This window comes from Actinoplanes sp. NPDC049802, from assembly GCF_040656595.1.
In the GTDB taxonomy this organism is placed as follows: Bacteria; Actinomycetota; Actinomycetes; order Mycobacteriales; family Micromonosporaceae; genus Actinoplanes.
This window is the reverse complement of record NZ_JBFAMR010000088.1, coordinates 1-19,536: the sequence shown is the minus strand read 5'-3', so window position 1 is coordinate 19,536 and position 19,536 is coordinate 1. Positions and strand designations below refer to the sequence as shown.

At 67.9% G+C, this 19,536-nt stretch carries 21 protein-coding genes; 10 read left to right on the top strand and 11 right to left on the bottom strand.

What is annotated here, in order from left to right:
- Positions 1 to 41 precede the first annotated feature (41 nt).
- Both AB0I88_RS35900 and AB0I88_RS35895 read left to right on the top strand, forming a co-directional pair.
- Entirely contained in the window at positions 42 to 965 is a 924-nt protein-coding gene (locus tag AB0I88_RS35900; RefSeq protein WP_361035352.1) for a PAS domain S-box protein, read from the top strand.
- Entirely contained in the window at positions 944 to 1,708 is a 765-nt protein-coding gene (locus AB0I88_RS35895) for an ATP-binding protein (RefSeq protein WP_361035349.1), read from the top strand. Before AB0I88_RS35900 ends, AB0I88_RS35895 begins: the two co-directional genes overlap by 22 nt.
- On the opposite strand, the gene AB0I88_RS35890 is transcribed toward AB0I88_RS35895, so the two are convergent.
- A complete protein-coding gene (locus AB0I88_RS35890; protein WP_361035346.1) occupies positions 1,663 to 2,016 on the bottom strand; it encodes a response regulator in 354 nt (117 codons plus the stop codon). The genes AB0I88_RS35895 and AB0I88_RS35890 overlap by 46 nt on opposite strands.
- Before the next feature lie 175 nt (positions 2,017 to 2,191).
- On the opposite strand from AB0I88_RS35890, the gene AB0I88_RS35885 reads away from it, so the two are divergent.
- Together AB0I88_RS35885 and AB0I88_RS35880 are read left to right on the top strand one after the other, a co-directional pair.
- Positions 2,192 to 2,437, top strand: coding sequence for a hypothetical protein (locus AB0I88_RS35885; protein ID WP_361035343.1), 246 nt, complete (start codon positions 2,192 to 2,194; stop codon positions 2,435 to 2,437).
- 93 nt (positions 2,438 to 2,530) lie between these two features.
- A complete protein-coding gene (locus tag AB0I88_RS35880) occupies positions 2,531 to 2,947 on the top strand; it encodes a hypothetical protein (RefSeq protein WP_361035340.1) in 417 nt (138 codons plus the stop codon).
- A gap of 133 nt (positions 2,948 to 3,080) precedes the next feature.
- Here AB0I88_RS35880 and AB0I88_RS35875 read toward each other — a convergent pair whose 3' ends face one another.
- Positions 3,081 to 3,728 (bottom strand): peroxiredoxin-like family protein, encoded by a 648-nt coding sequence (locus AB0I88_RS35875; protein WP_361035337.1) that lies wholly within the window; start codon positions 3,726 to 3,728, stop codon positions 3,081 to 3,083.
- A 129-nt stretch (positions 3,729 to 3,857) separates the two neighbouring features.
- Between AB0I88_RS35875 and AB0I88_RS35870 the strand changes: the two genes are divergently transcribed.
- From AB0I88_RS35870 to AB0I88_RS35850, 5 genes are all read left to right on the top strand, one after another.
- The gene (locus tag AB0I88_RS35870; protein ID WP_361035334.1) at positions 3,858 to 4,454 is read left to right on the top strand and encodes a TetR/AcrR family transcriptional regulator; all 597 of its coding nucleotides are present in this window, start codon (positions 3,858 to 3,860) and stop codon (positions 4,452 to 4,454) included.
- A 104-nt stretch (positions 4,455 to 4,558) separates the two neighbouring features.
- Positions 4,559 to 5,143 (top strand): redoxin domain-containing protein, encoded by a 585-nt coding sequence (locus tag AB0I88_RS35865; RefSeq protein ID WP_361035330.1) that lies wholly within the window; start codon positions 4,559 to 4,561, stop codon positions 5,141 to 5,143.
- Complete coding sequence (locus AB0I88_RS35860) at positions 5,144 to 6,019, top strand: cytochrome c biogenesis protein CcdA (RefSeq protein WP_361035327.1); 876 nt, start codon at positions 5,144 to 5,146, stop codon at positions 6,017 to 6,019. It begins immediately after the preceding gene.
- Positions 6,020 to 6,330: 311 nt separating this feature from the next.
- Entirely contained in the window at positions 6,331 to 6,921 is a 591-nt protein-coding gene (locus AB0I88_RS35855) for a TetR family transcriptional regulator (protein ID WP_361035324.1), read from the top strand.
- A 218-nt stretch (positions 6,922 to 7,139) separates the two neighbouring features.
- Entirely contained in the window at positions 7,140 to 8,261 is a 1,122-nt protein-coding gene (locus tag AB0I88_RS35850; protein WP_361035321.1) for an alkane 1-monooxygenase, read from the top strand.
- A gap of 403 nt (positions 8,262 to 8,664) precedes the next feature.
- Here AB0I88_RS35850 and AB0I88_RS35845 read toward each other — a convergent pair whose 3' ends face one another.
- From AB0I88_RS35845 to AB0I88_RS35810, 8 genes are all read right to left on the bottom strand, one after another.
- Positions 8,665 to 9,585, bottom strand: a complete 921-nt coding sequence (locus AB0I88_RS35845) for a glycoside hydrolase family 43 protein (RefSeq protein ID WP_361035318.1) — start codon at positions 9,583 to 9,585, stop codon at positions 8,665 to 8,667.
- 101 nt (positions 9,586 to 9,686) lie between these two features.
- Positions 9,687 to 10,514 carry a carbohydrate ABC transporter permease gene (locus AB0I88_RS35840; RefSeq protein ID WP_361035315.1) on the bottom strand — a complete coding sequence of 276 codons (828 nt, stop codon included), beginning with the start codon at positions 10,512 to 10,514 and terminating at the stop codon, positions 9,687 to 9,689.
- A complete protein-coding gene (locus AB0I88_RS35835) occupies positions 10,511 to 11,482 on the bottom strand; it encodes a sugar ABC transporter permease (RefSeq protein ID WP_361035312.1) in 972 nt (323 codons plus the stop codon). The genes AB0I88_RS35840 and AB0I88_RS35835 overlap by 4 nt, the downstream gene beginning before the upstream one ends.
- A 4-nt stretch (positions 11,483 to 11,486) precedes the next feature.
- Positions 11,487 to 12,830 carry an ABC transporter substrate-binding protein gene (locus AB0I88_RS35830; RefSeq protein WP_361035309.1) on the bottom strand — a complete coding sequence of 448 codons (1,344 nt, stop codon included), beginning with the start codon at positions 12,828 to 12,830 and terminating at the stop codon, positions 11,487 to 11,489.
- 39 nt (positions 12,831 to 12,869) lie between these two features.
- A complete protein-coding gene (locus tag AB0I88_RS35825) occupies positions 12,870 to 14,384 on the bottom strand; it encodes an alpha-N-arabinofuranosidase (RefSeq protein WP_361035306.1) in 1,515 nt (504 codons plus the stop codon).
- A 159-nt stretch (positions 14,385 to 14,543) separates the two neighbouring features.
- Entirely contained in the window at positions 14,544 to 15,590 is a 1,047-nt protein-coding gene (locus tag AB0I88_RS35820) for a LacI family DNA-binding transcriptional regulator (protein WP_361035303.1), read from the bottom strand.
- 468 nt (positions 15,591 to 16,058) lie between these two features.
- Positions 16,059 to 17,594 (bottom strand): methyl-accepting chemotaxis protein, encoded by a 1,536-nt coding sequence (locus AB0I88_RS35815; protein ID WP_361035301.1) that lies wholly within the window; start codon positions 17,592 to 17,594, stop codon positions 16,059 to 16,061.
- 129 nt (positions 17,595 to 17,723) lie between these two features.
- A complete protein-coding gene (locus AB0I88_RS35810; protein WP_361035298.1) occupies positions 17,724 to 18,161 on the bottom strand; it encodes a hypothetical protein in 438 nt (145 codons plus the stop codon).
- A 159-nt stretch (positions 18,162 to 18,320) separates the two neighbouring features.
- Here AB0I88_RS35810 and AB0I88_RS35805 point away from each other — a divergent pair, with 159 nt between their 5' ends.
- On the top strand, positions 18,321 to 19,166 hold the full coding sequence (locus AB0I88_RS35805) for a transporter substrate-binding domain-containing protein (protein WP_361035295.1): 846 nt from the start codon (positions 18,321 to 18,323) through the stop codon (positions 19,164 to 19,166).
- Here AB0I88_RS35805 and AB0I88_RS35800 read toward each other — a convergent pair.
- On the bottom strand, positions 19,134 to 19,469 hold the full coding sequence (locus tag AB0I88_RS35800) for a hypothetical protein (RefSeq protein ID WP_361035292.1): 336 nt from the start codon (positions 19,467 to 19,469) through the stop codon (positions 19,134 to 19,136). The genes AB0I88_RS35805 and AB0I88_RS35800 overlap by 33 nt on opposite strands.
- Positions 19,470 to 19,536 lie beyond the last annotated feature (67 nt).

Here is a 19,536-nt window from a genome sequence, read left to right as displayed (position 1 = left end):
GGGGATGCAAGCCCATCACGGCTCCCCCGAGCGGGCCGGTCGTGACCGCCGGCGGCCCGGCCCGCGACAATTGCGGACTGCCGCGCGGTGACATGCTGTTCGAGCAGTTGCTGGACGCTGCACCGGACCCGACTGTAGGTGTCAATGCCGCCGGTCTGATCGTGTTCGTCAACGCTCAGGCCGTTCGCATGTTCGGCTATCCCCGCGAAGAGTTGCTGGGTCATCCGATCGAGATTCTCGTTCCGGATGACAAGGCCGTCGGACACCGTGGTCTGCGGCAGCGGTATTTCGCCGCCGCCAGCCACCGCGCGATGGGCGCCGGAGAGCCTTTGTATGCCCGGCGCAAGGACGGCAGCGTGTTTCCTGCAGAGATCAGCCTGTCCGGGCTGCACACCGATAACGGCCTGCTGGTCTCCGCGGCAGTGCGCGACGTCAGCGACCGGCTGCGTACAGAAACGGAACAGGCGAAGCTACGCGAGGAGGCTCAACGGGCGAAACTGCAGAACCAGTTGCAGCACACCCAGCGCATCGAAAGCCTCGGCCAGCTCGCCGGCGGCATCGCCCACGACTTCAACAATCTGCTCGCCGTCATCATCAACTATGCCGAGTTCGTCACCGACACCACCGCTGACCACCTCGACGAACGCGGCGGTGAACGCTGGATCGACGAGGTGAACCGTGACGGCCGGCAGATCCTGCGGGCCGCCCGCCGTGGCGCCGACCTGACCCGCCAACTGCTCGCCTTCGCCCGCCAGGACGTCGCCCGCCCCGAAGTCATCCGCGTCGCCGACGTCGTCCACAACGTCGAGGCCATGCTTCGTCGCTCCCTGGGCGAGCACATCCTGCTCAGCACCCACTGCCCGAGCGACTGCGGACCCGTGCTGTTCGACCCCAGCCAGCTCGAACAGGTTTGGTCAACCTCGCCGTCAACGCGCGCGACGCCATGCCTACCGGCGGTGTGCTGACCATCGACACCGCGAGCGTGCTCGTCGACGCGGACTACCTGACCCAGTGCCCCGGCCTCGCCGTCGGGGAGTACACCCGGCTGCGGGTCAGCGACACCGGCACGGGGATGCCTCAAGAGGTCATCGATCGGGTCTTCGAACCGTTCTTTACCACCAAAGCGCCCGGTCAGGGCACCGGGCTCGGTCTGGCCATGGTCTACGGCCTGGTCACCGGTGCCGGCGGCACCGTGAACATCTACTCCGAAGAAGGCATGGGCACCACGATCACGATCATGCTGCCCGTCACCGACCAGTGCCCCCATGCGACCCCGAAGACCTCCGGGCGCTCATCGCAGGAGATACGCGGGCACGGCGAGACCGTTCTACTCCTCGAGGACGAACCCGCTTTGCGGCAGGTCTGCCAGCGCCTGCTGACCGCGGGTGGCTACCACGTCCTGGCCCCGGACGACAGCACCGCCGCCCTCGACACCGCCCGCCGGCACCGAGGGCGCATCGACCTGCTGCTCACCGACGTCGTCATGCCGCACCTGCTCGGCACCGCGCTCGCCGAACAGGTCACCGCGCTGCACCCCGAGACCGGCGTGCTGTTCATGTCCGGCTACGACACCCCAGTCCTGGCCGCCCAAGGCACCCTCGACCCGCACATCACCCTGCTGGAGAAACCGTTCACCCGAACCCAACTGATCGCCGCCGTACATCAGGCGCTGCACGGCGAGAGGCCACCACCGGCGGCACCGCGCTGACCATCGCGATCGAGCTCGGGATGTCCGTCCTCGATGCGGTACGAGTATCCAGCGGACACGGGTACGCACCCCGTCCCGTCCCGGTGGGCATGAGCGCCTCTGGCGAGCATGTCCTGAACCGCCTCGAGGACCTCCATGGGGGTGAACGGCTTGAGCACCATGCCGCAGGCGCCCGCCTGGCTCGGGCGAGGATCAGCGGGCACCAGATCGCCACTGATGATCATTACGGGAATATCGCACAGCATCGGGTCGCCACGAAGCGCGCGGCACAACGTCAAGCCGTCCAGGACGGGCATGTCCAGATCCACCCGCCGTCCGCGATCATGGTGAACTCGATCCGCCGGGTCACGAACCACGGATGCGGCCGGCCCGCCGTCAGGTAGGCCCAGCGGCATCGACGCGCTGCGCCGTGATCGGATTCCGTGCCCGGGCGCCGCCGGGCCTGGCGGGTGAGGGACACGAATCTATGGGTAGAGCGGTTTCATGGCCTCCGAACCGGTGCGTGACGCACACCGAACCGCAGAGACGATGTACGACACCGCCGAGGCGCTGGAACGCGCCGAGCAGACGCTGCATCGCAGCGCTGACGCGTCGCCGGACGACGCCACCGCCGCACGCCTGGACCGCCTCGGCGACGCGGTCACCACCGAGGCCGAGGATATTTCGCGGCGGGCCGAGCGCTTGTCACCACGTACGCATACGCCGCCGTCGAGCAGCCCACCTCGGTGATGACACTCCTGTTTCAGGAGGCGGGGGACTCCGCCGGTTTCCGCGGCGGAACAGCATGGAGGAGCCGGCGAACCGCTGGTCGGCGGTCATCTCGTGCTGGTCGACGTCGCCGCGGTGGTCGCCCTCTACACCCTGGCCACCCTGCGCGACCGCCGGGGCGCTCGCCGCCGTAGCACTGACTGCGGCCGCGATTCCCTGGCAGCCGGGGGCCTGTTCGACCTGGCCAATCTGGTCCCGGCCAACTACGCCTTGAACGCCGTGCGCCGACGACCCGCCGGACAGCCTGCGCCTGCCCCGTCTCTGGCCGAGATCGGCGCTCTGCTCGACGGCTTCCGGCAGGCCGGTTACGACATCCGGGTGACGCACAACGGCACGGCTCAACTGTTGGGCGGCGCCGGTGACCTCGCCGCGTACCGCGTCGTGCAGGAGGCGCTGACCAACGCAGGCGAGCACGGCACGGCCCGGCGGGCCGAGGTGGGTGACCGCTGGCCGGCCGCCGACTCGCACTGACCGAACCGCCAAGAACACCGCAGTCCTGGGATACACCCGCAAAGGGGGGTCGGCGAACCGGAGCCACCCTCAAGAGTGACGCGTCGCCCATCGCGGGTGATCTTGGACGGGTCGAGGACAAGAGGGTGTGCGGCTAGGCAAGCTTGTCCAGCGCGTCGAGGATGTCGGAGGGTTCGGCTCTGACGGTGTAGTCGCTGGCGACGAAGGCCCACCGGATGGTGGCCTGGCTGTCGATGACATACGTCGCGGGTAGCGGCAGGGTGCGGGCGTGACCGGCGTTCACGCGCTGCAGGTCGATGTTGAGGCCTGCGTAGACGGCGGCCAGATCATCGGGTAGGTCGAAGGCCAGTCCGTACTGTTTGGCGGTGTCAGAGCCGATGTCGCTGAGCACCTCGAAGGCCAGGTCGTGCTTCTCCGCGAGGGAGAGTGACTCGTCGGGGATCTGGGGCGAGATGGCGACCAGCAGGGCGCCGCGTGCGGTGATGGCGTCGTGGCTCTGCTGCAGGGAACGCAGCGCGATGTTGCAGTAGGGACACCAGGCGCCGCGGTAAAAGGTCAGCACCACGGGACCGTCGGCCAGGAGCGCGTCGAGGTGGACGAGTCTTCCATCCGCCGACGGCAGGCTGAAGGTCGGCGCAAGGTCGCCCGCGGTCAGGGCGCGGTCGGCTTGGCCGGAGTCGGCGAGTTCCTGCCCGGCGCGGTTCATGATCTCTCGGATGTAGGCGGGGATGTGTTCCTGTCGGCTGTCGTAGAAGGCGCGCAGTTCGGCGTTGAGGCTCATCAGGAATCCTCCGGCGAGAATGTTGGAACGGTCGTTTCAAGATAGCAGCGACGGCGCCTCCGGGCCAGGACCAGGGACCCGAGTCGGGGAGTATCTTGGAACTTCCAGTACAAGATGACGAGGTAGGCCATGCCGGACATCAAGCACTTCGATCCGGACACGATCCTGGACACGGTCGTACGGCTCTTCTGGAAGCAGGGTGCGGCCTCGACCGGGATCCAGGACATCGTCACCGCGACCGGCCTCAACCGCTCCAGCCTCTATGCCACGTTCGGCAACAAGCAGCAGCTCTACATGGCCGCCCTCGAGAGGTACGTCAGCGCCCGTTCACACCCCGTCCTGGGCCGCCTGACGGAGGACGATCGCGGACTGCCCGCAGTCGTCGACTTCTTCGACAGCCTCATCGACACCCGCTGCTCCGGCGAGTACGCCCGGTGGGGCTGCATGATCTCCAACGCACACGCGGGTGCCGAGAACGGTGACGGTGACGTCCGGGCCGTACTCGACCGCCAGCATCACCGCCTGCGCGACGCGCTGCACACGGCACTCACCACCGCGCAGGCCAAGGGCCAACTGGCCGGGAACGCCGACCCCGGCACGGCCGCCGAGGTTCTCGCGCTCCTGGCCCACGGGGTGAACCTGCGCTCGCGTGCCGGAGCAGACGCCGCAGAGCTCCGCCGGACCGTCACCGCAGCCATCGCCGGGATCACGGGGCACGCCGGCTGATCCGCTGTCCACCTCGGCCGCGCGGCTCACGACTACCACGGCCGGGATCCGGCTTCCTCAAGTCGTAAGAATCTGCGCCGCGCGGAACAACTACCGTCTGTCTCATGAAGAGACTCGCACTGTCGGTGGTCACGGTGGCATTGGCTCTGGCAGGGTGCGGACGCGCGACCGAACCGGCGGAGACCGCCGCTCCCACACCGGCGACGGCGACGACCGCGACCGTCACCGGCGGCGCGGCACCGGCGGGCTCCTCCGCCGCCACGATGCCGGCTCAGCAAACGCCCGCCGTGCTCCGCTTCACCGGTACGACCCTGGACGGCGCCGCGTTCGACGGCGCCAGCCTGACCGGCAAACCGGCCGTCTTCTGGTTCTGGGCGCCCTGGTGCCCGAAATGCCAGGCCGAGGGCCCGGCCGTCGCGAAGATCGCGGAGAAGTACCGCGACCGCGTCACCGTCGTCGGCGTCGCCGGCCTCGACCCCAGCACCGCGAAGATGAAGCAGTTCGTCGACCGTACCGGCACCTCGAAGCTGTCCCAGCTCAACGACACCGCCGGCGCCCTCTACAAGCACTTCCGGGTCACCAGCCAGTCGTCGTACCTGTTCGTCGACCCGGCCGGCGGCACCGAGTCCGCGACCGGCCCCCTCGACGAGGCCGAACTGTCCAAGCTGATCGAACAGCACCTGATCTAGATGGACGATTTCGCTTTCGCGCTCGCCGCCGGCCTGCTCGCCGCGTTCAACCCATGCGGCTTCGCGCTGCTCCCATCGTTCCTGCTGCTGCTCGTGTCCGGCCCCGGCGGAGCGCTGCGCGCGCTGCGGCTCTCCGCCGCCATGACCGCCGGCTTCGTCACCGTCTTCGGCATCGCCGGCTTTCTCATCGGCGTGGTCACCGCCCCGATCCAGCAGCACCTGCCCTGGCTCACCGTGGTCATCGGCGCCGGCCTGGTCCTGCTCGGTGGCTGGCTGCTGTCCGGCCGCGAACTGCAGGTGCCGATCCCCCGGCTCACCGCCGGCGGCCCCACCGGGTCACTGCTGGGCCTTTACGGGTACGGCGCCTCGTACGCGGTCGCGTCGCTCTCCTGCACCATCGCCCCGTTCCTGGCCGTCACCGGGCTCGTCTCCGGCGGCGGGAACGTGCTCGCGGGCGTGGGCGCCTTCCTCGCGTACGGGCTCGGCATGGGTCTCGTCGTCGGCCTGCTCGCCCTGCTCGTCGCGCTGGCCCAGGACACCGTGGTACGCCGTACCCGCGCGGTGTTGCCCTATGTCTCCCGGGTCAGCGGCGCGCTGCTGCTGCTCGCCGGCGCCTACGTCGCCTACTACGGTTGGTACGAGATACGCGTCAACACCGGCGCCAGTGCCGACGATCCCCTCGTGAGCACGGTCGCCGAACTGCCCGGCGAGATCTCGAACCGCCTCGACGCCATCGGCGCCGGATGGATCGCCGTGGCGTTCGCACTGACCGCCACGATGGCCCTGCTGCTCCGGGCGAGGCGTGACCGAAGAGCCGGCAAGCCGCTCGATCAGCAGGTCGAGAAGATCGGGCCGGACACCGGCGGCCCTCGCTGATGCCGCGAACCTCGCGCCTGTGACGCCATCGGTGGCGCCTGCGCGGCCTGGGCCGATGTAGCTGCCGAATCGGCGAGGTGGCGCCCGCCCAGCCGGTCACCCGGGCCGGGCAACGGCGCCCTGGGACGGCATACGCCGACTGTCGGCCGGCAGCCCCGACGTCAACCCACCACCGCCTCGGCTTGCAGGACGAGCCAGAGCGGTTGCGTATGGCTAACGCCGCCAGGTTCATGACTTGCTCGCGGACGTGCGCTGGGCATACGGCCCTGCCGGTGTGTTCGCCTCATCGCAGTGGCTAAGCTTTGCAGCCGATGAACAGCCGCCCTTCGTACCGCGAAGCCAGCCGCGCACGGCTTCGGGACATACTCATTAGCGCCACTCGAGATCTGGCGGTGGAGCGCGGCTGGGAGAACGTGCGAATAGCCGACGTGGCTCATGCCGCCGGGGTCAGCAGGCAGACTGTCTACAACGAGTTCGACGGCAGGGCCGGCCTCGCCCAGGAACTTGCGCTACGGGAGATCGACCACTTCGTCACCGAGGTGCGGAGCCGGCTCTTCGACCATGGCAACGATGTACGCGCGGCGGGGCATGCTGCGATTCTGTACACCTTGCAAGAGGCGGCCCGAAATCCGTTGGTCCATGCCATCCTGACCAGCGTGCGTGGCGGTGCCGACGAGTTGCTCCCCTACCTGACCACCCGGTCCGGCGCGGTGCTGGCGGCCGCCGGAGCGGTGATCGAGGAGTGGGCCGGAGTCCATCTGCCCGACCTCGACCCGACAGCGGTCGCGCTGGCCGCCGAATCCATCGTGCGGCTGACCATCAGTCACATCATCCTGCCGCTCGCTTCCCCGGCCGAGTCCGCAAACGTGCTCGCCGAAGTATTCGTGCGCATGATGCGCTGAGCCATCGACGCGGCGACCGGACCGGCAATCGGAGGACGCCCCTGCATAGCGGGGGCGGTACACCGGGGACGCCCTCCGACCGCCCGATGCACTGTACATCAGGGGGCCCGGTGTCAATGAAGTTGGCAGATGCCGGATTGTCGACAAGGGAGACTAGTCATACCGTCATTCGTCAACTTACTTGACATGAAACGATGCATTGTAAAGCATCTATGGGCATGGACCTCGCCGTTACGTCATGGCGTGACACCAAGCGCCCTCTCTGGCCCCTCGCACTCGTCGTGCCCGCGCTCCCGTTCGTCGCCCTCCTGCTCGCCGAAACGACCGGCTCCGCCTGGGCCTGGTGGTTGACCCCGGCGTTCATCCTCGGCGTCATCCCGATCATCGACGTGCTCATCGGTGATGACCACGCCAACCCGCCCGAGGAGTTGGTCCCGGCGCTGCAGGCCTCTCCGTACTACCGGTGGATCACCTACCTGTTCCTGCCCGCGCAGTACGCCGCGCTCCTCGTCACCTGCGCGGCATGGGTCTCCGGCCCCGGAGCGATCGGTGGCATCGGCCTGGTGCTCACCGCCGGCCTGGTCAACGGCATCGCTATCAACACGGCACACGAACTCGGCCACAAACGGGAGACGGTGGAACGGTGGCTCTCCAAGATCGCCCTCGCACCCACCGGATACGGGCACTTCTTCGTCGAACACAACCGCGGGCACCACGTCCGCGTGGCGACTCCGGAGGACCCTGCCAGTTCCCGCCTCGGCGAATCGTTCTGGCGGTTCTGGCCGCGTACCGTGATCGGCAGCCTACGCTCAGCCTGGCATCTGGAGTCCCACCGCCATCGGCTGCGCTCGCGCAGCCGATGGCATCCCCGCAACGACATCCTCAACGCCTGGGCCATGACAGTCGCACTCTTCACCGCCGTGACCCTGGCCTTCGGCCCGGCCGTTCTGCCCTTCCTCGCCCTTCAGGCCGTAGTCGGATTCTCGGCGCTGGAAGCAGTCAACTACCTCGAGCACTACGGGCTGGCGCGGCAACGCAACGCCGCCGGCCGTTACGAGAAGGTCGACCCGCGGCACAGCTGGAACAGCGACCGGCTCACGACCAACATCTTTCTCTTTCAGCTGCAACGGCACAGCGACCACCACGCCAATCCGCTACGCCGCTACCAGACCCTACGCAGCTTCGAGATCTCTCCCCAACTGCCCGCCGGCTACGCCACTATGCTGCTGCTCGCCCTGATTCCGCCGTTGTGGCGTCGCGTCATGGACAAGCGGGTGCTCGCGCACTACGGCGGCGACGCAACTCGGGCCAACAGTGTGCCGAGCGCCGAGAACTACTGACCGAGCGCCGGAAACACCGTCGTGTCGCGCGGCTCTGGCTCACATCCGGTGGTTGCAGCGAGTAACGCCCAGTTCCCCGTCCGGGCAGCGTCGGGAGGGCGCTGGCTATCCACCGAAATGCGCATATCGCCCGCGTCTCGATCCTCACCACATGGCGCACGGCGACGCCGGTCCCCCTATTAGCCTCTGCGCGGCCCTCACGATGCGCCACCACCGAATGAGAGCCGCAGCCAGAAGTCAGGAGACCCGTGAACAGGCGGCCGCCTTCCGGAGGATCTCTCCGGTTCCAGCTCGGTGACCTTCGCCCCAGCCGGCACAGATCTGAGCTTCCCTTGTCGCGTTCAGCAACGCTCAGCTCACCCTCGACGGCATTGCTGCGGCCGGTCGAGGCCCCTACTCGGCTTCATTCACCGGGTGTCGCTTGAGGTGTCGCCGTCGGTCCGTGCACGACGGGGCGGCCGTCAACCCAGTCCACCGGGTCGAGCCAGAGCTGCCGGCCCGGGCTGATGCTGCCGACTGCATCCGGCGGCCATGCGTGGTAGAGCAGCCAGTTGCTACCGTTCGCGAGGGTGATCAGGTAACTGTGTCCGGGGCCGGCCGCGGCCGGGGTGGACTTGAGAATCGGGTTCTCGGCCGCGTCCGCGCACGGGCCCAAGGGGGTCTGGCAGGTGGCGTATCCCACCGCGTATGCGTCGGAGTCGAAGGCGTTGGCGGAGTAGAAGAGGTAGAGCCGGTCGTCGTGGCGCACCATCTGCGGCGCCTCGATCACGTGCACCTGCCAGGGCTTGTCGTTGGTCAGCAGCCGGGTCCGCTCGCCGGTGAGCGCCAGCCCGTCCACGGTGAGCCGCTGCCCGTAGAGGTGGGTGGGCGCTCCGATGTGGTTGCCGTCGTTCTTCCAGTACAGGTAGAGGGTGCCGTCGGTGTGCGTGTACGGGCTGGCGTCGATCGAGCCGCCCTCGTCGTCCTGGCAGATCAGCGGCTCGTCGGAGGCGTCGGTGAACGGGCCGTACGGGGTGTCGGACACGGCGGCGCCGATGCATTGCCGGTCGGCCCTGGCCCAGCGTGCGGTGTAGTAGAGCACGTACTTGCCGGCGGCGGTGCGGACCACCTCCGGCGCCCAGGTGTTGCCGCGCACGGCCCAGCGGCCCACCTCGGGCAGCGCGTCACCGGCCTCGGTCCAGTGCACGAGATCCGTGGAGGTCAGCAACGGCACGTTGGCGGTGGCGTTGTTGGTGCCGTACGCGTACCAGGTCCCGTCGGCGCTCACGACCCCCGGGTCGGGGAAGTTCTCCAGGTAAACGGGATTGGTGAAGCTGCCGGTCATGGAGCCTCCTGGCGACGTCGTGGGAATAGGACTGGGGGCGGTGCCGGTGCAGCCGGCGAGCGTGAGCACGGACACCAGCAGGATGAGCGGGCGCACCGGGGTCAGCCCTTGAGGCCGGAACGGGAGACACCCTCGATGATGTAACGCTGGGTGATCAGGAACAGGATGAGGACCGGCACGCTGGCCAGCGCGGCACCGCCCATGATCACCGGGTAGTCGATGTCATAAGCGCCCTGCAGAATGCTCAGGCCCGGCGGCAGCGTGAACGTGTCCGGACTGAACAGCACGTAGACCGGCCAGATGAAGTCGTTCCAGTTGCCCAGGAAGCTGATCACCGCGAGGGTCGCCAGTGCCGGCTTGGACAGCGGCAGGATCACCTTGATGAAGATCTGCCACGTGTTGGCGCCCTCCAACTGGGCCGCCTCCTCCAGTTCGCGCGGCAGGCCGAGGAAGAACTGCCGCAGGAAGAAGACCCCGAACGCGCCGGCCGCGCCGGGCACGATCAGCGCCCACAGGGTGTCCAGCCAGCCCAGCCGGTCGACGATCAGGAAGTTCGGGATGATCAGCGTGAACACCGGCACGAACAGGGTGGCGATGATCAGGCCGAAGACCAGCCGCTTGCCCGGGAACTCCAGGCGGGCCAGCGCGTACGCCGCCATCGACGCGACCACCAGGATCAGGGTGGCTTGCGCGGTGGCGGCGATCAGGCTGTTGAGGAACCAGCGCAGCACCGGCGTCTGCGAACTGCCGGAGAACAGGTCGTGGTAGGCCCTGGTGGTCGGCTCGTGCGGGAGCAACGTCGGCGGCACCCGGGTCGCCTCACCGGTGCTCTTGAATGACGTGATCATCATCCACACCAGCGGGGCGATGAAGACCAGGCTCATCCCGATCAGGATCGTGTACCAGGCGATTCCGCGTACTTTTCTCATGCTGCGTCCCGATCCCGGAAAAGGCGGAAAGTGATCACGCTGACGAGCAGCAGGGCGAGGGTCAGCACATAGCTCATCGCCGCGGCGCTGCCCATGTTGTACTCGCGCAGGCCCTTCTGGGCGATGTACATGATGGCGGTGCGAGTCTCGTTGCCCGGCGCACCCTGGGTGATCAGCAACGACTGGCCGAACATGTTGCTCGACGCCAGAATCGTATTGATCACCACGAAGACCAGGACCGGTCGCAGGCCTGGCAGGGTGATGTGCCGGAACTCGGCCCACCTGCCACCGCCGTCGATGCGGGCCGCCTCGTACAGCTCGCGGGGGATGTCCTGCACACCGGCCAGGTAGATCACCGCGTTGAAGCCGATGGTCCACCACACCGTGACGGCGACCAGCGAGATCCAGGCCCAGGGCAGCCCGGTGGTCCACGGCGTGCTGTCGGGCAGGCCGACCGCGCCGAGCAGGGCGTTCACCGCGCCGAGGTTGGGGTCCAGCAGGAATCGCCAGAGCACGCCGATGACCGCGACGCCCAGCACGTACGGCGCGAAGTAGACGGCGCGGAAGAAGGTACGGCCGGGGAACGAGCGGTTCAGCAGCAGCGCGAGCGCGAGCGGTACCGTCACCAGCAGCGGCACGCTGGCCAGGGTGAAGGTGCCGGTGGCCCGCATGCTCTGCCAGAACTCCTCGTAAACCGCCGAGCCGCTGTCCAGCAGTGCCTGGTAGTTGGCGAGGCCGACGAACGGCTTGCCGCTCAACAGGTAGTCCCAGTCGTGCAGGCTGACCCAGAATCCGTAGACCGCCGGCGCCAGCACGAACGTGGTGAAGAGCAGCGCGTAGGGCGCGAGGAACAGGTACGGGGTCGCGACCCCGACCCGGCGCAGGCGCCCGGCCGGGGCGGGGCCCGGACCGGCCGTGGTGTCGGCCGGCCCGGTGCGCCCCGCGGTGGAGACGCTTTCCTGCACCATGACGTCAGGCGCCGTACTTCTTGCGGTTGCTCTCAAGGATCTGCCCGGCCTTGCCGGCGGCGTCGGCCAGCGCCTTGCCCGGCTCCTTGCGCAGCAGGATCGCCTCGTTGACGGCGGTGTCGACGGTGGCCATGGCATCCGAGATGCCCGGGGTGGCGGGCAGGAACTGCAGATAGTCGATCTGGGTGCCGATCGCCGCCTGCTCCTTGAGGGCGGCGAACTCGGCGCCGTCGCGGATCTCCTTGCGGGCCGGGACCTGGCCACCCTTGGCCCACTCGATGGAATGCTGGCTGATCCAGTTGATGAAGACCTTGCCGGCGGTCAGCTTGTTCTGGTCGGTCTGCTTCTGCTTGAACTGCACGAACTGGTGGGAGCCGGCCCAAGCGGCCTTCTGCGTGCCGATCTGCGGCAGCGGCGCGACACCCCACTGCAGCGCCTTGTCCTCGCGCAGCGTGTTGATGGTCCAGATGCCGTTCCAGTTGAACGCGTTCTTGCCGTTGCGCAGCGCCACCACATCGGCGTCCTGAGCGACGTTCTTCGGGCTGTAGCCCTTCTTGACCAGGTCGGTGAGCCAGGTCAGCGCCTGCACTCCGGGCTGCTCGGCGAACATCGGCTTGGTGCCCTGCTCGTCGAAGAGCCGCCCGCCGAACTGCCACAGCAGCGACGAGAACTGCATCTCGCCGGTGAAGGGGAACGGCGTCGCCCAGTGTCCCTGCACGCCCTTGCTCTTGAGCTGCTCCAGCGCCGCCAGGTACGCGTCCGCGGTCGTCGGCGGCTTCTCAGGGTCCAGACCGGCCTTCTCCAAAACCGTCTTGTTGTAGAACATGCCGAGCGGGTGCACGTCCAGCGGGATGGCGTACCGGGTGTCGCGGTACACGCCGGCCTTCCAGACCGGCGGTGAGAAGTCCTCCTCGCTCAGGTTGAGCGTCTTGGCCAGGTCTTCGAGCGGCAGGATAACGCCGCGCGCGGCGTTGGTGGCGACGTGGTCGACGTGCATGATGCCCAGTTCGGGGCCGTTGCCGGTGGACACGGCCGCGGGCACCTTCTGGTAGTAGTCCGCCCACTGGTACACGTTCATCGTGACCTTGATGTTCGGGTGCTCGGTGTTGAACTGGTCGATCAGCTTCTTCATGAACGGCCCGTCACCACCGGTGAAGCCGTTCCAGAAGGCCAGTGTGACGTTGGGGCCGGTGTAGTCGGTGGCGGCCGGTCCGGCGTTCTTGCCGGCGCCGGTGACCTTGTCGCTGGGACCGCTGTCGCCGCAGGCGGCCAGCAGGGCCGCGCCGCCGACACCGAGACCGAGACCGAACAAATGACGCCGGCTGAGATGCGCGGGGTGGGTATTCACAGGACTACTCCTCTTTGAGCGGGGATGGATCGCAAAGGTTCAGATGGCTGCTGGGATGGTGCACCGGAGGGCGTGCCAGGAGACCGGCGGAAGCAGCACGGTGGCCCGTCCGCCGTCGATCACCGGCGCGGCCAGCCGCTGGGGCGTCACCCGGGCGGGGTGAGCCACGCTGTTGCGCGCGTGTGGGTCCTGGTCGGTCAGGGTGAGGTGTTCGGCGACGGCGAGGCCACCGAAAGCCCGCAGATCCAGCTCCAGGGGGACGGCCTGCTCGCCGCGGTTGACCGCGAAAAGCACCAGTTCGCCGCGGTGCTCGTCATGCACCGCGACGGCGTCCACGACGGGCACGTCACCGTAGCTGCCGGTACTCATCAGGGGGGCGGTGATCGCCGTACGCAGAACGGTGCCTCGCGCCAGGGCGGCGGTCAGCGCGAACGGGTGGAAGATGGTCTGCCGCCAGGCGGGGCCGCCCGGTTCGGTACGGATCGGCGCGATGATGTTGGCCAGCTGGGCCTGGCAGCCGACGGTCAGCCGGTCGGCGTGACGCAGCATGCTGATCAGCAGGTTACCCACCACCACCGCATCGGTGACGGTGTAGTCGTCTTCGATCAGGCGCGGCGCTTCCTCAGCGATCGGGCGGTCCTCCGGCTCGGTGAACCGCGACTGATACCACACGTTCCACTCGTCCAGAGCGAGCTTGATCCGCTTTCCGCGGCGTAGTTTCGCCCGTACGTGGTCGGCGGTGGCGATCACGTCGTCGATGAAGCCGTCCAGGTCCACTGCGGAGGCGCGGAAGCTCGCAGGGTCGACCTTCTCCGGATCGAAGTACTGGTGCAGCGATAGGTAGTCGACCTGGTCGTAGGCCAGCTCCAGGACGGTGGCCTCCCAGGCTGCGAACGTCGGCATCGCCGAGTTGGAGCTGCCGCAGGCGACCAGCTCGATGGTCGGGTCGACCTTGCGCATGGCGTGCCCGGCCCGGGACGCGAGGCGACCGTACTCGTAGGCGGTCAGGCTGCCGGTCTGCCAGGGCCCGTCCATCTCGTTGCCCAGGCACCAGAGCCGGATGTCGTGCGGCCGTGCCACACCGTGCTTGCGGCGAAGGTCGGCGGCGATGGTGCCACCCGGCACGTTGCAGTACTCGACCAGTTCGGCGGCCTCGGCCACGCCCCGAGTGCCGAGGTTGACCGCCATCATCGGTTCGACGCCGGCCTTGCCGGCCCAGTCCATGAACTCGTTGAGGCCGAACGCGTTGCTCTCGACCGTGCGCCAGGCCAGGTCCAGTCGGCGCGGGCGCTCGCCCACCGGGCCGGTGCCATCCTCCCAGCGGTAGCCGGAGACGAAATTGCCGCCCGGGTAGCGCACCAGGCTGACGCCGAGTTCGCGGGTCAGCGCGAGAACGTCGGTGCGCAGGCCGGCCGCGTCCGCCGCGGGGTGCCCGGGCTCGAAGATCCCGGTGTACACACACCGGCCCATGTGCTCGACGAACGAACCGAAGAGCCGCCGGTCGACGAGGGCCACGGCGAACGCCGGGTCGGTGGTAAGGCGGGCGGGTTCCACAAAAGCTCCCGTAACTGGTCGACATGTGACTGGCGACACCTGTTCTACAACGTTGTAACCAACGTTGTAAAGATGCGGCAGCAGGCGTGTTACCGGAGCGTAATTTTGGCGGTCACCGTGGCGGGACGATTCGCCGCAGGTCGCCCGTTCGGTTATGGATCAGGCGCGGCGTGAGGCGAGCCGGCCCAGCGTGCTCTCCCGGACCACTAGCCGGTGATCCACCCTGACCTCCCGGGGGGGCAGCACCATGCGCACGTTGTCGCGCGCCGACGCGTCCAGGCGTTCCGCGAGCAGTTCGACCGCGGTTCTGGCGATGCGATCCACACCGGGCGACACCGTGGTCAGCGTCGGCGTGCTGAACTGGCCTTCCTCGATGTCGTCGAAGCCGACGACGGCGACATCACCGGGAACCGCGTAACCCCGGTCCAGCAGGGTGCGGATCGCGCCGATGGCCAGCAGGTCGTTGAAGCAGAACACCGCGTCCGGCGGATCACCGAGGTCCAGCAGTCGCGCCATCGCCGCGGCGCCGTCCGCACGATGGAACTCCTTGACGTGGGCGACCAGGGCAGGATCGCCGTCCCGGCCGGCGGCGGCCAGCGCCGCCTGATATCCGGCGAGGCGCTGACGAGCGGTGACGGCGGTCGGCGCGTCCTGCGCGCCGACCGCAGCGATACGCCGCCTGCCCAGGTCACACAGGTGCTGGACGGCCTCGGCCGCAGCCGCCGTGTTGTCGATGGCGACATGATCGGCGGGCCCGTGCCAAACCCGCTCGCCCAGCAGCACCATGGGCACACCACTGGTGTCGGGGGTCAGCTCCTGCCCGGCCAGCGCCAGCGGACTAAAGATCAAACCGTCGATGAGATGCCGGCGCAGCCTGGCCACCAGGCCGCGCTCCCGCTCGGCCGCGCCGTCGGTCTGGTCGACCAGTACCGTCCAGTTGCGCAGCTCGGCGGCCTGCACGATGGAGCCAGCCAGCTCGGCGAAGTAGGGAGAGCGCAGCTCCGGCAAGGCCAGCGCGATCACGCCGGAGCGCCCGCCGCGCAGCTGGCGGGCGGCGACGTTGGGCCGATAACCGAGTTCGGCGATTGCCTCCTGAACCCGGGCCCGGGTATTCGGTGCCACGTGCACGTAACCGTTGACAACGTTGGACACGGTCTTGATGGAAACGCCCGCCCGCTGGGCCACATCCTTCAAACCCGGCGGCATCGCGATCACTCCTTCAAGTTCAGACAGACCATATCTCCCGCATTATCGGCGCCAGGGCGCAGGTTGCGGCTGCGCGCGAGCTGGCGCCCGAGTGACGCGGGGTCACATGCTGCCGCCTGCCGGCCACCGGTATGGGCGTGGCCCCTGCTGCTCGCACCGGCGATCATCGCGTGGCACGTGGCTACGCCGCCGGCGGCTGCCTGGCATCGGATCACGTCGCGGCCCCCGCTCCCGAGGACGGGCGCTGCCATGCACGGCGCCCAGCAGTTGTCCTCCGCCCCAGGATGTGACTGCGTTCGTGCTGTTCGGCGGACCGCAGCCGCCGTGTCGTCGCGCCTCACGCCCACGGACGGCGACCCGGGGCTGGCCCGTGACATCAACCAGCGGCCGCTGGACACTATCCGGGTCTGTCAGGACTGCGTCCTCGCGAGCCCAGTCATCGTCTGTCCGGTGACATGCCTGCTGCCGTCAGTGGCGGAATTGTTCGGACACCAGACGCAGTTGGTGCGATAGCTGGGCGAGCTCGACTGCGGCCGCTTCGGTCTGGGTGGCCGCCTCGTGGGTCAATGTCGTGGTTCCCGCGACCCGGTTGATCGAGCCGTCGACATCATTCGCAGCTCGTACGGCTGTCGACACGTTGGCCACGATCTGGCCGACGGCCCGTGTCTGATGCTCCAGGGCGGCGGAGATCGACCGTTGGAGCTCGTCGATGCGCCCGATCACTTCGCTGATCCGGCCGATCGCTTCGAACGCTCCCGCGGTGTCACGCTGCATCGCCGCCACCTTCGCGGTGATGTCGCCGGTAGCCGATGCCGTTTCCTGGGACAGGTCCTTCACCTCACCGGCCACCACGGCGAACCCCTTGCCCTGCTCGCCGGCCCGCGCCGCCTCGATCGTCGCGTTCAGTGCGAGCAGGTTCGTCTGCTCGGCGATGCCGGTGATGATGCTGACCACGGCCGAGACCTCCTCGCTGGAGGCGCGCAGCCGTTCGATGGTGTCATTGGTGGTCTCGGCGAGCACCACCGCTTCCTTGGTGACTGTGTCGGCTTCGGTGACGGCTCGGGTGATCTCGTCGATGGACGTCTCGAGTCCGCGCGCCGCAGAGGTGGTCTCGCCGACACTGGCGGTCACCTGGCCGATGTCGTCGCTGGCGCGGGTGGCCTCCTGGGAGGCCGTGCCGGCGCCCTCGGACAGCTGGTGGCTGGTGGCTGTCAACTCCTCCGAGGCGGCGGCGACCGCGTTGGCGTTGCCGGCGATGTCGTTCATCGCGGTGCGCAGCGACCCGACGATGACGTTCAGGCTCCGGCCGAGTTCCGACAGCTCGTCACTGCCGGGCAGCGATGCGTCAACGGTCAGATCGTAGGCGGCGATCGAAGCGGCGGAGGCCAGGCTGCGGTCCATCCGTACCGCGATCCGGCGGACCAGCACGAGGGCAGCGCCGCCAAGCAACAGCGCCGACAGGATCCCGACGATCAGGGTGAACCGTTTAGCCCGAGTGGCGACGGTCGAGGCTTCCTCGTACGATGCCTGAACCCGCTGGCTGATCGCGGTGTCGAGTTCGCCGAGCGCCTCAGCGGCTTTCGCGTCGACCGCGTCGTACGCTGGTCGAGCCGCCAGGGCCGCAGTGCGGTCCGGGTCGGTGGCCACCCGGCTGGCGAGGGTCACCATCCGCTGCCCGGAGGCGATCAGCTCGTTCAGAAACGGCAGCACAGCGTCGGCCTGAGAGCGGATCTCCGGCATGAACCGGATCACGTCATCGATGCCATGCCGGGCTTGGGCGACGTTGGCGCCGAGTTGGTCGAGCGCTGTCTGGCGTTCGGTGGCGTTGCTCGTCACCAGCGTGGCGAGCACGTTGGTTCGCACCAGTACCCGGGCCACGTCGGCGGACTGGACGGCCTGGCGCGCCGCGGCCGCGTTGCGGGCGGTGATCTGCTCGGCGGCGATCGCCGAGATGCCCTGGTAGCCGATCGCGCCGGCCACGATGACCAGAATCAACCCAGCCACCGCCAGGGCAATGATCTGACGTCTTATGGTGAATCCCACGGTTGCCCCCTTCCTCCGCACGTTAAGGTCCGCAACCGCCTCGAGAGGTACTTTCCTGCTAAGTGGCCCAGGTCGTGAATGCTTCGCGGGTTATGCCGCCAGAGGCATGTGCGGCAGGCTGGTTGTCGCAGTCGGCAGGCTGCTGGAGGTTTCGCTCTTTCTGTTCGCACGTCGCGCGATCCGGGCCATCAGGTCCTCGAGGTCGGCCGGGGTGAACTTCCGCCTGAAGGGCCGGGCGGTCGCGTTGTAACGCTGCTCGAAGGCGGTGAGCCGGTCTTCGACCTCGTCAAGGCTGGTGAAGTCGTTGGGTGTCAGGACCTTGGGTTGGATGATCGAGAAGTAGCTCTCGATCTGGCTGACCCAGGAGGCGTGGACCGGGGTGTGGACCATCACCGCGTTCGAGAACTGCCGGATGAGGCGGTCGGCAGCGGCCCCGCCGCGGTGTGACGAGCCGTTGTCGCCCACCCGGAACACCCGTTTCGCTGAGGCGTAGGGCTCTTGGGTCATGACCTTCTCGACCAGGGTCATGAACGCTTCGTCTGCGACGTCCTCATCAGCCCCATCACTGGCTGACCGCACGCAAAACGCCACCGTCAGCCCCGAAGCATTTACGCCGCCCCCAAGCACTAAGAACAGGGCAAGGTGGGCCGATGGGATACCGGACGGCGTCGCGCGGAGAGGGGCATCATGCGAGTTCGTTACCTTCTGATGGCCGCCGCGTTGACCATGTGCTCGACCGCGGCCTGCGCGTCGCCGGACGGGACCGCCGGGCATCCGATAGACCGACTGGCCGAGGCCCGAGCTGCCCTCCCGGACGAGCTGAAGGCGTCGGCCCGGCTGATCGCCGGGACGGACTCTACCTTCGAGCCGATGACCTTCAAGAGAGGCAGCGACTACGCCGGCTTCGACGTCGACATCGCCGAGACGATCGCCGCCAAGCTCGGCCTGACAATCCAGTGGAAGACGGTATCATTCGGTAACCTGCTAGATCAGGTCGAGCAGCACGATATCGACATCTCTATCTCGTCGATGTTCGACCGGGCCGAACGGCAGAAGAAGGCCGACTTCGTCAATTACCTCAACGCCGGTACGTCAATAGTGGTGCCCAAGGGAGTCGGCGATATCGGCGGCATTCCCGGCCTGTGCGGCCGCCGGGTCGCCGCGCAGCCGGAAACCGTGTTTGTTGACATGGCCACCGCCCAGAAGCGTGACTGCGGCCGTAAGGGGCTCACAATCCTGCCGTCGAACAACCCTTCGGTCGACGTGCGGGACGGGAAGGCGGACGCGGCGCTCAACGACTTCCCCATCGCCGCGCTGGACGTGCAGAAGATGACGAACCTGGAGCTTTCTGGACCTCAGATCGAGGCAATCCCGTACGGCATCGGCATCGCCAAGGACCGCAAAACACTGACCTCCGCCGTGCAGACGGCACTGTACTCCATGATCGACGACGGAGGCTACGATGCTCTGCTCGCCAAGTGGAAGGTGGAGGAAGGCGCTCTACGGACCGGTTCGATCAACGGCGGGGCATGACCATGCATCGAACGACGGTCGGGAGAGCAGATTCGACGCGAGCATGTGCCGGATCTGATGTGGTCCGAGCGGCCGGACCTTCGCGGCGACGGCGAGCTGGTTGAACCGGTCGGTGAGATTGTCCGGCCGCATCAGCTGACCCGTCCGCCCGGTGAACAGATACCGCGACGCCATCGCAGCCAGCATCTCCAGGGCCACCGCGTCCAGCACCAGCGTCCGGAAGCCGTTGTACGACTTCGGTGGTTTCACCCGTGTCCGGCTGCCAGGATTCTCGACCTGGGCCTGCCCCGTTTTGACGGACATCCAAGATCAGGGGACCTGGGGTCTCCGGGAGGATGTCCAGCATCATGGAGAGCGTGGGAAAGAAGCG